This window comes from Accumulibacter sp. (genome assembly GCF_023806625.1).
Lineage (GTDB): Bacteria > Pseudomonadota > Gammaproteobacteria > Burkholderiales > Rhodocyclaceae > Accumulibacter.
Genome location: NZ_JAMTDX010000072.1, coordinates 95,550 through 108,136 on the forward strand (window position 1 = coordinate 95,550; position 12,587 = coordinate 108,136).

The following is a 12,587-nucleotide window of genomic DNA, read 5'->3' on the forward strand; positions in this document are numbered from 1 at the left end:
GAGTGCAAACTTCCATGAAACCCAATCCACCCTCCCTGCCGAGCCGCATCGCGCTGGCCTTCGGCACGTTCTTCCGGATCCTCTCCGACGGCACTTTCGCGGCCCGTGTCCAGGCACTTGGCGCTGGCGAACCGGCCGCCGGAGTCGTCGCGCCACCGCCGAAGCCAGCCGCCCAACCGCTGCTCGAAGCGGCCCCGGACGGCGCGCTCCAGTTGCTGGGCCTGCTGCAGCGTGAAGCCCGGTTCATCGACTTCATCGAGGAGGACGTCGGCGCCTACGCGGATGCCGAGATCGGCGCCGCCGCTCGGGTCGTCCATCAAGGCTGCCGCAAGGTGCTGCGCGACAACTTCACGATCGCCCCGGTACGCAGCGAGGCCGAAGGGAGCCGTGTCACGCTGCCCGCCGGTTTCGACGCCGCAGCGATCCGGGTGACCGGCAACGTCGTCGGCCAACCGCCATTCACGGGGAGCGTCGCGCACCGCGGCTGGCGAATCGCCGAAACCAGGCTGCCAAAGATCGCCAGAGGCCACGACCTGCACATCGTCGCCCCTGCGGAGGTCGAGCTATGAGTGCCACGAAATTCTCGATCGGCATCGACCTCGGAACGACACACTGCGCGCTGTCATACGTGGACCTCGACGCGTGTGACGGCGAGACGGTCACCCAGCACGTCCTGCCGATTCCGCAGTTGAGCGCTCCGGGGACCGTCGAGTCCTTCGGCCTGCTGCCATCGTTCATTTATCTGCCGCACGCCAGCGAACTCGCCCCCGGCGACCTGAGCCTGCCGTGGACGACCGGACAGGACTTCGCAGTCGGCGAGATGGCGCGCGCCCGCGGAGCGGCCACGCCGATCCGCCTGGTCGCCAGCGCCAAGAGCTGGCTGTGCCATGCCGGCGTCGACCGCCGTGCGGCGATCCTGCCGAGCGACGCCCCACCCGAAGTCGCCCGACTCTCGCCGCTCGAAGCGTCACTGCGCTACCTGGCACACCTGCGTGCGGCGTGGGATCAGGCACAGCCCGAGGCACCTTTCGGGGAGCAGGAGATCGTCGTCACGATACCCGCATCCTTCGACCCTGCCGCCCGCGAACTCACCGCCGAAGCCGCGCGCTTGGCCGGCTGCGAGCGGATGATCCTGCTCGAGGAACCGCAAGCCGCGCTGTACAGCTGGATCCAGAAGAGCGGCGGTTCGTGGCGCAAGCAGGTGCGCCCCGGGGACATCATTCTCGTCGTCGACGTCGGCGGTGGGACCAGCGACTTCTCGCTGATCGCCGTGCTCGAGCGCGACGGCAACCTCGAACTGCATCGGGTCGCAGTCGGCGAGCACATCCTGCTCGGCGGTGACAACATGGACTTGGCGCTGGCCTACGCGGTCGCCGGCAAGCTCTCGGCGCAGGGCAGCAGGCTCGACGCCTGGCAATTGCGCGCGCTGACCCACGCGTGTCGAGCGGCCAAGGAAAAACTGCTCGGCGATCCCGACGCGACGGCCGTGCCACTGGTCATCGCCAGCCGCGGCGCGAAGCTGATCGGTGGCTCGATCCGCAGCGAGCTGACCCGCGACGAACTCGCCACGACCCTGCTCGACGGCTTCTTCCCGCCGGCAGCGATCGGCGATCGGCCGCAGGGGCGCGGACGCGGCGGCCTGACACAGTTCGGGCTACCCTACGCGCAGGACGCGGCGATCACCCGCCATTTGGCGGCCTTCCTTGCGCGACAGGTCGGCGCGACAGCCGACCTCGAGGGATTCGACAGCCGCCTGCCCGCCGAGGCGAGCTTCCTGCACCCGACCGCGGTCCTGTTCAACGGTGGCGTCTTCAAGTCCGGGTTGCTCGCCGAGCGCACGCTGGCGGCAATCAATTCTTGGCTCGCCGCCGAAGGGGCTCCGGCGGCGCGCTTGCTCGCGGGTGCCGACCTCGACCTCGCCGTCGCCCGCGGTGCCGCCTATTACGGCTACGTCCGCCGCGGCCAGGGCGTGCGCATCCGCGGAGGCACGGCTCGCGCCTATTACGTCGCCGTCGAGTCGTCGATGCCGGCGGTGCCCGGCTTCGAACCCCCGGTGCAGGCGCTCTGTCTTGCTCCTTTCGGCATGGAGGAAGGCAGCGAAGCCGCGATCGCCGCGCAGGAATTCGGCCTCGTCGTCGGCGAGCAGGTCCGCTTCCGCTTCTTCGGCTCGTCGGTCCGCCGCCAGGACCAGGTCGGCACGCTGCTCGACGAATGGGAACCCGAAGCGCTCCAGGAACTCGACGAGATCCAGACGACCTTGCCGAGCGACGGGCGGGCGCCGGGCGAGATCGTGCGCGTTCGCCTGCACGCGCGGGTCACCGAGGCGGGAACGCTCGAGCTCGAAGCCTTGCCGCACGACGGCCCGCAGCGCTGGAAAGTCGAGTTCGACGTGCGCGCCGGGGCGAGTGGCTAGCTGGCTCGTACTGGAGCGCCGGGCGCGTGAGTGCAGGAGCCGAACCTGCCGTTCGGCTCCTTTTCCGTCGACCGCCAGCCCGCGACGCCTAGGGATCGCGCGGCGCGCACCGCCAGCGAGAGTCCTCGCGCGGGTCCGTGCACACCGCGACCCCGGTCAGATGGCTGCGCAGATGCAACGGCTGCACAGCGCCGATCGACGGCCGGCCCGATGAATCGGCCGTTCTCGCCGGATCCTGGCCATCCCAGACGCTCTGACGAACTTCTGCGCGGCAGGCCGGGAGCTTTCCGCAGTCGGGACTGGTCAACCGGGCAGCAAGCTGGCACACTCATACCCCGTCGACGGCAAAGCGCTGCTGGATCCCGGCGCCAGCGCCGTCCGAAGTCTACGCCCTCGGCTCGGTTCGAACGCGCAAGCCGTTGCATGTTCCGGCGAGCCGGCCGACAGATCGACGTGAGGCCGCCGATGAATGAGTCTTCTGCTGGTCCTGCCCTGCTGCTCGCTCTCCTTCTGCCGCTCATGGCGCCGATCGCCCACAGCGCCGCGCGCCTGCCCGACGATCCCCTCGAGCGGCGCTGCTGGCTGCAATACACGGCCGACCGCACCTCGGTCAGCCTGTTTGCCGACTCGACGCCGGTCACCTTTTCGAACCTCCGGGATGGCTTCCATGTCCGCACGCCGTTCTGGGTCGAGTTCGGCATACGTGGAATGGGCGTGATTCCCGCGGGCAACAAGCGCGAGAAAAGCGGTCACCACCATCTGCTGATCGACACGCCGATGCCGAATTCGGTCACCGAGCCGATTCCCTTCTCGGACAAGTACCGGCATTTCGGCAAGGGTCAGACCGCGACGGCGATCGACCTGCCGCCCGGGCAGCATAGCCTGCGCCTGCTCTTCGCCGACTACGACCATCGCCCCTATTACGTCTTCAGCCGGAAGATCACCGTCACCGTCACCGGTCCTCGCAACGCGACCCCTAAGCCGCGGATCAACCCCGAGCACTTCAGCGAAAGCTGTGCGTTGTGGTACCAGGACGAGGTCTCGACCCCGCCTGCAGAGTCCCGGGCGGTCTATCTCAAGAATCTTCGCGACGGCGAGACCGTAGACAGTCCGTTTCTCGTCAAGCTGGGCGCGGTTGGCTTCGGCGTGGCCCCCGAGCGTACGTCGATTCCCGAGACCGGCCATTTCCTGCTGACCGTGCGCAAGAACCGGACGACGGTGAGCACCGTACATCTTGGCGACGGTCAGACGGAGGCGGTACTCGACCTCGGTCCGGGCGACTACGATCTCGAGTTCAGCCTGCTGTCCGGCGACCACAAGCTCCTCCTCCGCGATCAGCTCAGGCTGAGTGTCGCTTCACAGGCCAGTGCTCAGCGCCGCTGAACAGCGCGACCAAACGGGTTGGTCGACCGGCTGGCCAGTCGATCATGACCGATCTCTGATAGTCTAGACAGTTGTCGGCCCTCCAATGCCGGCTTCCCTCGGCCACACCGTCCAACCCGTCCGGGCTGGTTGTTGGCGCTTCCCTCGTTTGAAACACCGTCCGTCCGCCATCATGTCGAAGCCCCGTATCTTCCTGCTCGCCGTGCTCCTGACCGCCCTCGCGGCGGCGGCATACTGGTCCGCGCCCCGGATCGCCGGAACGGCCCGAGCGCCGGCGAAGGCACCTGCGCCGGTACCAGTGGTCACGGCTCGCGCAACGCTGGCTGACGTGCCGGTCGCCGTCGAGGTCGTCGGCAGGGCCGAAGCTTACGAGAGCGTTGCGCTGAAAGCACGAGTCGATGGCCAGGTGATCAGCGTCCGCTTTTCCGAGGGCCAATCGGTCAGTTCCGGAGAAGTCCTGATTGAGCTCGATCCGGGGGACTTCGAGGCCCGCCTGAGTCAGGCGCGTGCCAGTCTGCTCAAGGATGAGGCCATCCTGGCCAAGGCCAGGGTTGACGTCGATCGCTACGTCGCACTGAAGGCACGAGGTTTCGTTTCCGAGGAGAAGGTCAACGAGATGCGCACGGCTCTCGCGGCGGCCGCCGCGACGGTCGACGCGGACCGTGCGGCGGTCGACCTGGCCAGGCGGCAGTTGTCGTACGCGACGATCCGCGCGCCCTTTGCCGGCATCGTTGGTGCCCGCCTGGTCTTCCCCGGCACCGCGGTCAAGGTGAACGACACGGTGCTCGCCGTCGTCAATCGCGTGCGCCCGCTCTTCGTCGCCTTCTCCGTCCCCGAGAAGCACCTCGCAGCGCTGCGCCGGGCGATGGATCGCGGCGACGCCCGAGCGACGGTCCGGGTTCCCGGCGCAAAGACCCCGCCCGCCGCAGCGCGAGTGCGCTTCATCGACAACACTGTCGACAGCTCGACGGGAACGATCCAGGTCAAGGCCGTGCTCGACAACGAAGATCAGCAGTTGACCCCGGGACAGTTTCTCGACGTCAGCCTCGTCCTCGATACACTGGTCGACGCAGTGGTCGTCCCGACAGAGGCCGTTCAGCAGGGACCGGAAGGCGCGTGGATCTATGTCGTCCGTCCGGACCGTACCGTCGAAGCGCGAAGAATCGAAGTCATCACCACTCAGCGAGGAATCGCAGCAATCGCCAAGGGGCTGGCCAAGGACGAAACGGTGGTTACCGACGGCCAGCTTCGCCTCGCACCCGGCTTGACCGTCGACGTCCCCGACGCGGGCAACGCTGACAGAGACGGCGCGCCAACCGCGCCCGAGCGCTGAGTTTCCCGAGATGACGCTCCCCGAACTGTGCATTCGCCGGCCGGTGATGACGACGCTGTTGATGGCCGCGCTACTCGTCTTCGGCGTGCTCGGCTATCGCAGCCTGCCGGTCGCCGAACTGCCGACGGTCGACTTCCCGACGATCGCGGTGACCGCCAGCCTCCCGGGGGCGTCACCCGAAACGATGGCCGCAGCGGTGGCGACACCTCTCGAAGGACAGTTCTCGACGATCGCCGGCCTCGACTCGATGACCTCGACGAGCGCCCAGGGTTCGACTTCGATCACCCTGCAGTTCGCGCTCGAGCGCAACATCGACGCCGCTGCCCAGGACGTCCAGTCGGCGATCTCGGCAGCCCTGCGCAAGCTGCCGCCGAACATGCCGGCGCCGCCGTCGTTCCGCAAGGTCAACCCGGCCGACTTCCCGATCTTCTACGTCGCGATGATGTCGCGGACTCTGCCGCTCTCGCTGGTCAACGAATACGCCGAGACGCAGCTCGCCCAGCGCCTGTCGACGATCACCGGAGTGGCCCAGGTCCAGGTCTACGGAGCGCAGAAATTTGCCGTGCGCATCCAGGCCAACCCCGACGAGCTCGCCAGCCGCGGGATCGGCATCGACGAGATGCAGCAGGCGCTGGCCCAGAACAACGTCAATCAGCCGATCGGCCAGCTTGATGGCCCGCGTCAGACCTTCGCCATCAAGGATGGCGGCCAGCTGTCGACGGCCCCCGCCTACCGCCCGCTGATCGTCGCCTGGCGCAACGGGGCACCGGTGCGTCTCGACGAGGTGGCCACGGCGATCGACAGCGTCGAAAACAACCGCATCGCAAGCTGGAACGTCGATCGCCGGGCGATCGTCCTGGCCGTGCTGCGCCAGCCCGGCGCGAACACCATCGAGACCGTCGAGGCGATCAGACAGGTGCTCCCGTCGTTCCAGTCGAAGCTGCCGGCAGCGATCGAGATGAAGGTACTCTTCGACCGCAGCGTGTCGATCCGTGAGGCCGTCCAGGACGTCCAGTTCACGCTGATCCTTGCCGGGGCACTGGTGATCATGGTCATCCTGCTCTTTCTCAGAAACCTGTCGGCGACGTTGATTCCGAGCCTCGCTCTGCCGATCTCGGTGGTCGGCACATTCGGCGCGATGTCGCTGCTCGGCTACAGCCTCGACAACCTGTCCCTGCTCGCCCTGACGCTGTCCGTCGGCTTCGTCGTCGACGACGCGATCGTCATGCTCGAGAACATCGTCCGCCACGTCGAGAAAGGCGAGCCGGCGTTTCAGGCGGCGATCACCGGCGCCCGTGAAATCGGTTTCACGATCATTTCGATGACCGTCTCGCTGGTCGCCGTGTTCATTCCCGTTCTGTTCATGCGCGGGATCGTCGGTCGTCTGCTGCACGAGTTCGCGGTGACCATCTGTATCGCGATCCTCGTCTCGGGCTTCGTTTCCCTGACCCTGACGCCGATGCTCTGCAGCCGGTATGTCCGCCCGGCTGATCACGAAGCGCACGGTCGCGTCTTCCAGGCCTTCGAGCGCCTGTTTACGGCGATGCTCTCCGGCTATGAACGGTCGCTCAGGGCGGCGCTCGGACACCCGCGGCTGGTGCTGGCCAGCTTCGTGATCACTCTGGGACTCAGTGGCGCTCTCTTCGCCTGGCTACCCAAGGACTTCCTGCCCAGCGGTGATACCGGGCAGATCATCGCGTTCACCGAGGGCGCCCAGGATATCTCCTTCCCCTCGATGGTTCAGCACCAGCGTGCCCTCGCCGAGATCGTCGCCCAGGAACCCGATGTCCACTCGTTCATGTCTGCCGTCGGTGCCGGCGGCATCCGGCCGACGGCGAATACCGGGACCATCTTCATGATCCTCAAGCCGCGTGACGAGCGCCGCTCGACTCCCGACGAGATCATCCAGAGGCTGCGCCCGAAGCTCGCTGCCGTCCCGGGAATCAAGGCCTACCTGCAGAATCCGCCAGTGATCCGCATCGGCGGGCAGATTACCGCCGCCCAGCACCAGTACACGCTCCAGGATACCGATCTCGATGAACTGTACCGCTGGACCGGCACATTGACCGAGCGCATCCGCCAGTTGCCGGGATTCATCGACGTGACCAACAACCTCAACGACCGCAGCCCGGTCGTCGCCCTGGAGATCGACCGCAACCGGCTCGCCACCCTCGGACTGAGCTACGGTCAGGTCGAGGACGCGCTACAGAGCGCGTTCAGCGCACGACAGGTGTCGACGATCTACGGATCGAGCAATCAGTACCAGGTGATTCTCGAAGTGGCTCCCGAGTACCAGGAGACGCCCGATGCACTCGCTCGCCTGTACGTGCGCAACAATGCAGGGAAACTCGTGCCACTCGACACGGTCGCCCACTTCAGCCGCAGAACACAGGCGCTGACCGTGAGCCACCAGGGCCAGTTGCCCGCAGTGACGATTTCCTTCAATCTGCTTCCCGGCGTATCGCTCGGCGAGGCCGTCAACCGGATCAGGACCCTCGAGCAGGAGATGCGCATCCCGGTTTCGCTGAACACCAGTCTGCAGGGAACGGCGCAGGCCTTCCAGAGTTCGCAACAGGGACTCGGTGTGCTGCTGCTGATGGCTGTCCTCGTCGTCTACATCGTGCTCGGCATCCTCTACGAGAGCTTCGTTCACCCACTGACGATCCTCTCCGGCCTGCCGTCGGCCGGTCTCGGCGCGCTGCTGACGCTGCTCGCCTTTAGCGTCGACCTCAGCCTCTACGCCTTCGTCGGGGTGATCATGCTGATCGGGATCGTCAAGAAGAACGCGATCATGATGATCGACTTCGCCCTTGCACGCCAGCGACAGGACGGCCTGCCAGCCCGAACGGCGATATTCGAAGCCTGTCTGATCCGCTTCCGGCCGATCATGATGACCACGATGGCTGCGCTGGCCGGGACCTTGCCGATCGCCCTGGGTCTCGGGGCCGGTGCCGAAGTCAGGCGACCGCTCGGTCTGGCGGTGGTTGGCGGGCTCGTGCTTTCGCAGTTCCTGACGCTCTACCTGACTCCGGTCATCTACCTCTACCTCGAGCGTTATGCGAGGCGCGCCCAGCCCGCGCTGGCCGCCTCCTGACCGCCCGCGACAAGAACGCCGCCAGCGATGGTAATATTTCCCGAGCCACTCGCCACACGTGACGGTAGCGTCGGCCGGTCGCGACAGGTGACGCAGCCATCGATCGCGACACGACCGAGCGAAACACTGCCGAACCAGCGACCCCGATCGGCAACGGCCGGCTGCAGCGGCCCAGGCCGCCTCTCGGGAAGCCACACTCCGGGGCAGACACGGGCGGCTGCTCCAGTTCCTCGCAGGAGAATAGGAGAATCTCCCAAATGACCAAATTACCCCGCCGCACAACCCTGTTCGCCAGCGCCCTGCTGTCCGCGCTGATCCTTGCGACGTGCAGCAGGGACCCGGAGGGGAACTCATCTGGCAAGACGCCGCAGCCGACTGCGCAGAGTGCCGTGGTTCCGGCGATTGCGTCTCCACTGTCCCGGGCAGCGGCCCGCGGCGACCTGGCGGAGATCAGGACGCTGCTCGAAAACGGAGCAGAGATCGACGCTCGCGACGCCCTCGGCCGGACGCCGCTGCACATGGCCGCCTTTTACGGACGAACAAAAGCTTCGGAACTGCTCCTCGACAGTGGTGCGGCGATCGACGCGCGTGACGGGATCGGCATGACCCCGCTGCATGCGGCCGTGCTCTCCGGTGGCCGGAAGGAAGTGGAATTGCTCGTCGAACGCAAGGCAGACGTCAACGCCAGGACGGAAACCGGCCAGACGCCGCTCCACCTGGCGGCAGCGACTGGTCAGCCGCGAGTCTCGCGAGTCCTCGTCGAGCACGGCGCCGACCCCGGGAGCAAGGACAAGGAAGGCCAGACCCCGCTGTTCTATGCTTCGCGCAACAAGCATCCGGTGACCAGCGAGTACCTTCAACAGCTTGCCGCCAGGCCCTGACGCCGGGCGCTGCCGGGCGCGTGGCGATCAGGACTTCTTCAGCGCCTCGTCACGCAATTCCCGGCGCAGGATCTTGCCGACATTGGTCTTCGGCAACTCATTGCGGAACTCCACCTGCCCGGGGACCTTGTAGCCCGTCAGATGCTCCCGGCAATAGGCGATCAACGCCTCGGCGGTCACTGCCGGATCCTTTCTGACGACGAAAATCTTCACCGCCTCCCCCGACTTCTCATGCGGCACGCCGACGGCGGCGACTTCGAGCACGCCCGGATGCTGAGCGACGACATCCTCGATTTCATTCGGGTAGACATTGAAGCCGGAGACGAGAATCATGTCCTTCTTGCGGTCCACGATGCGCACGAATCCCTCGGCGTCGATTACCGCGATGTCACCGGTGGCCAGAAAGCCATCCGGCAGGATCACCTTGGCGGTCTCTTCGGGGCGATTGTAATAGCCCTTCATCACCTGCGGACCGCGAATGCACAACTCCCCGCGCTCGCCCAGAGGGACATCGACGCCAGCGTCGTTGCGGATGGCAACCTCGGTAGACGAGATCGGCAGACCGATCGCCCCCGTGTAGCTGCGGATGTTCAGCGGATTGATCGTCGCCGCCGGGGACGTCTCGGTCAGCCCATAGGCCTCGATCAGCGGCTTGCCGGTGACCACCTGCCACTTCTCGGCAACCGCCTTCTGCACGGCCATTCCTCCGCCGAGGGTGACCTTCAGCGTACTGAAGTCCAGCGCGCAGAACGCGTCGTTGTTCAGCAGGGCGTTGAACAGCGTGTTCACCCCGGTAATCACCGTAAACGGGTACTTGCCCAGTTCGGCGACGAATGCCGGTATGTCCCGGGGATTGGTGATCAGCAGATTGCTCGCGCCGATCTTGAAGAATGTGAAGCAGTTCGCGGTCAGGGCAAAGATGTGGTAGAGCGGCAAGGCGGTGATGACGAGGTGCTGCGCGCTGCCGAGTTCGGGCTTGATCCACGCATGCGCTTGCGCCAGATTGGCGAGAATGTTGCGGTGAAGGAGCATAGCGCCCTTGGACACGCCGGTCGTCCCGCCAGTGTATTGCAGGAACGCCAGATCCTCGTGAGTGACCGTTACCGCTCTGAGTTCGGCCGAGGCGCCCCTCGCCAGAGCGGTGCGGAAGTTAACCGCACGCGGCAAGGTCCATGCCGGGACCATCTTCTTGACGTACTTGACGACGAAGTTGACCACCGCCCCCTTGGGGAAGCCAAGCATGTCGCCGAGACGAGCCACGACGATGTGCCTGACCGGCGTTCGCGCGAGCACCTCCTCGAGCGTCGTCGCGAAGTTCTCGAGAATGACGATCACTTCGGCCCCCGAATCCTTCAGCTGATGCTCGAGCTCGCGCGGCGTGTACAGCGGATTGACGTTGACCACCACGTAACCCGCACGAAGCGCTCCGAAGATGCAGATCGGGTACTGGAGGACGTTGGGCATCATCACCGCCACCCGGGCCCCCTGTGGCAGCTTGAGCGCCGATTGCAGGTAGGCCGCGAAGTCCCGTGACAGCTTGTCGAGTTCGCCATAGGTGATCTGGACACCCATGTTGATGTAGGCTACACGTTCGCGATACCGGGCGACACTCTTCTCGAACAGTTCACCGAGTGACTCGAACTCGCTCAGGTCGATCTCGGCCGGGACACCCGGCTGGTAGTTCTTCAACCATATCTTTTCCACCTGTTCTCCTCCTCTTTTGCCTTCTTCCGCCTGATTGATGACCGCCAGGGCTCGGCAGCGCCGCTCGTGTCGTGCTCCGGGGCTGGAGACTGGCTCACCCGCTCCCCGTCACGACCTGACCACCGCGGCGATCCGCAGCGGGCGCGAGAAGATCGGCATCCCGCGGGTCGCCGTCGAGAACGCGAAGCGATCAGCCGGTCCCGTCAGTCAGCGCACGAGATGTTTGAGCTTTTCCGGCTTGCCGTTCCAGTCCTCGGCGTCTGCTGGGGGATCCTTGCGCTCGACGATAATCGGCCAGACTCTCGACAGCTCGGCATTCAGCGCTATGAACCGACGCTGATCCTCCGGCACGTCGTCCTCGGCGAAAATCGCCTCCGCCGGGCACTCGGGAACGCAGAGCGTGCAGTCGATGCACTCATCGGGATCGATGACGAGGAAGTTCGGGCCTTCATGAAAGCAGTCCACCGGACATACGTCCACACAATCGGTGAACTTGCACCTGATGCAGTTCTCGGTAACAACGTAAGTCATCGTCGAATTACGGCTAGTTGGAACGGCGCAGACTATAGCGTATTTGGCTTCCCCGAGACAGGCTTTCGGCTTCCCTTGGCGGGAAATTTTCGCTAGCATTGCACGACCCCGTGGCGCACCAGGGCGCAGCTTCCGCGCCGGCTGCCCCCGGTCACCTTGACCCCAGATCCCGCATGAGGCCTCTTGATGAGCGAACACATCCATCACGTTACCGACGCCAGCTTCGCGACCGACGTGCTCCAGGCAGAAGAGCCAGTTCTGGTCGATTACTGGGCCGAATGGTGCAATCCGTGCAAGATGATTGCCCCGCTGCTCGACGACATCGCCAACGATTACGCCGGCCGCCTGAAGGTGGTCAAGCTGAACATCGACGAGAACCAGCAGACCCCTGCGAGCTACGGGATTCGCGGCATTCCGACGCTGATGCTGTTCAAGAACGGGAATGTCGAGGCGACCAAGGTCGGCGCTCTCTCGCGGTCGCAACTGGTCACCTTCATTGACAGCAACCTCTAAAGCCGCTAGGCTTCAGACTTGAAGGTTCACCGGCGCGCAACAACCCAAAAGTCATAACGCCCGGAAGCCGCGCAGAGCCTTCAGCCGCCCCCTTCGCAGCCGCATCCGGCCGCCCCTGCACGGTGCCCGGCGCGAGCCGTGTCTGCCCGAGCCGTGTCTGCCCGAGCGCAGGACATCAGGCTCCACGCCAAGCTCCCCTTCCCTGTCTTCTGCCCATGCAACTATCCGAACTCAAGGCGCTCCACGTCAGCCAACTTCTCGACATGGCCGTCAGCAACAGCATCGATGGCGCGAACCGGCTGCGCAAGCACGAGCTGATCTTCGCGCTGCTCAAGAACCAGGCGAGGAAGGGCGAGAGCATTTTCGGCGACGGGACTCTCGAAACCTTGTCGGATGGCTTCGGTTTCCTGCGCTCACCGGACACCTCTTATCTGGCCAGCACCGACGACATCTATGTCAGCCCCAGCCAGATCCGGCGCTTCAACCTGCACACCGGCGATACGATCGAGGGCGAAATCCGCACGCCGAAGGACGGCGAACGTTACTTCGCCCTGGTCAAGGTGGACCGGATCAACGGCGAGGCTCCCGAGGCTTCCAAGAACAAGATACTCTTCGAGAACCTGACTCCGCTGCACCCGGCCGAACACCTGCATCTCGAGAGAGAGATCCGCGGCGAGGAGAACATCACCAGCCGGATCATCGACATCATCGCGCCGATCGGCAAGGGACAACGCG

Annotated in this window: 10 protein-coding genes; 8 read left to right on the top strand and 2 right to left on the bottom strand. The window is 65.4% G+C overall.

Annotated elements, in window-relative coordinates; all coding sequences use genetic code 11:
- The first annotated feature begins 14 nt into the window (after positions 1-14).
- The 6 genes from NFW05_RS12585 (at position 15) to NFW05_RS12610 (ending at position 9,104) form a co-directional block, all read left to right on the top strand.
- Positions 15-569, top strand: a complete 555-nt coding sequence (locus tag NFW05_RS12585; RefSeq protein WP_295307286.1) for a DUF2760 domain-containing protein — start codon at positions 15-17, stop codon at positions 567-569.
- Positions 566-2,413 carry an Hsp70 family protein gene (locus tag NFW05_RS12590; protein ID WP_295307289.1) on the top strand — a complete coding sequence of 616 codons (1,848 nt, stop codon included), beginning with the start codon at positions 566-568 and terminating at the stop codon, positions 2,411-2,413. Before NFW05_RS12585 ends, NFW05_RS12590 begins: the two co-directional genes overlap by 4 nt.
- A gap of 465 nt (positions 2,414-2,878) precedes the next feature.
- Entirely contained in the window at positions 2,879-3,796 is a 918-nt protein-coding gene (locus NFW05_RS12595) for a DUF4399 domain-containing protein (protein WP_295307292.1), read from the top strand.
- 172 nt (positions 3,797-3,968) lie between these two features.
- A complete protein-coding gene (locus tag NFW05_RS12600) occupies positions 3,969-5,129 on the top strand; it encodes an efflux RND transporter periplasmic adaptor subunit (protein WP_295307295.1) in 1,161 nt (386 codons plus the stop codon).
- Between the two features lie 10 nt (positions 5,130-5,139).
- Positions 5,140-8,223, top strand: coding sequence for an efflux RND transporter permease subunit (locus NFW05_RS12605; RefSeq protein WP_295307298.1), 3,084 nt, complete (start codon positions 5,140-5,142; stop codon positions 8,221-8,223).
- Between the two features lie 257 nt (positions 8,224-8,480).
- Positions 8,481-9,104 (top strand): ankyrin repeat domain-containing protein, encoded by a 624-nt coding sequence (locus NFW05_RS12610; protein ID WP_295307301.1) that lies wholly within the window; start codon positions 8,481-8,483, stop codon positions 9,102-9,104.
- Between the two features lie 27 nt (positions 9,105-9,131).
- On the opposite strand, the gene fadD is transcribed toward NFW05_RS12610, so the two are convergent.
- Complete coding sequence (fadD, locus tag NFW05_RS12615) at positions 9,132-10,808, bottom strand: long-chain-fatty-acid--CoA ligase FadD (RefSeq protein ID WP_295307305.1); 1,677 nt, start codon at positions 10,806-10,808, stop codon at positions 9,132-9,134.
- Between the two features lie 207 nt (positions 10,809-11,015).
- Positions 11,016-11,339 (bottom strand): ferredoxin FdxA, encoded by a 324-nt coding sequence (gene fdxA, locus NFW05_RS12620; RefSeq protein WP_295307321.1) that lies wholly within the window; start codon positions 11,337-11,339, stop codon positions 11,016-11,018.
- A gap of 186 nt (positions 11,340-11,525) precedes the next feature.
- Here fdxA and trxA point away from each other — a divergent pair, with 186 nt between their 5' ends.
- Together trxA and NFW05_RS12630 are read left to right on the top strand one after the other, a co-directional pair.
- Positions 11,526-11,852, top strand: coding sequence for a thioredoxin TrxA (trxA, locus tag NFW05_RS12625; protein WP_295307308.1), 327 nt, complete (start codon positions 11,526-11,528; stop codon positions 11,850-11,852).
- 215 nt (positions 11,853-12,067) lie between these two features.
- Positions 12,068-12,587: Rho termination factor N-terminal domain-containing protein (locus tag NFW05_RS12630; RefSeq protein ID WP_295307312.1), on the top strand; the 520-nt coding region annotated here is incomplete at its 3' end.

Coding starts and splice junctions, on each gene's coding strand:
- NFW05_RS12595 (WP_295307292.1), top strand. CDS start 2,879: ATGAATGAGTCTTCTGCTGGTCCTGCCCTGCTGCTCGCTCTCCTTCTG.
- NFW05_RS12585 (WP_295307286.1), top strand. CDS start 15: ATGAAACCCAATCCACCCTCCCTGCCGAGCCGCATCGCGCTGGCCTTC.
- NFW05_RS12590 (WP_295307289.1), top strand. CDS start 566: ATGAGTGCCACGAAATTCTCGATCGGCATCGACCTCGGAACGACACAC.
- NFW05_RS12600 (WP_295307295.1), top strand. CDS start 3,969: ATGTCGAAGCCCCGTATCTTCCTGCTCGCCGTGCTCCTGACCGCCCTC.
- NFW05_RS12610 (WP_295307301.1), top strand. CDS start 8,481: ATGACCAAATTACCCCGCCGCACAACCCTGTTCGCCAGCGCCCTGCTG.
- NFW05_RS12605 (WP_295307298.1), top strand. CDS start 5,140: ATGACGCTCCCCGAACTGTGCATTCGCCGGCCGGTGATGACGACGCTG.
- trxA (WP_295307308.1), top strand. CDS start 11,526: ATGAGCGAACACATCCATCACGTTACCGACGCCAGCTTCGCGACCGAC.
- fdxA (WP_295307321.1), bottom strand. CDS start 11,339: ATGACTTACGTTGTTACCGAGAACTGCATCAGGTGCAAGTTCACCGAT.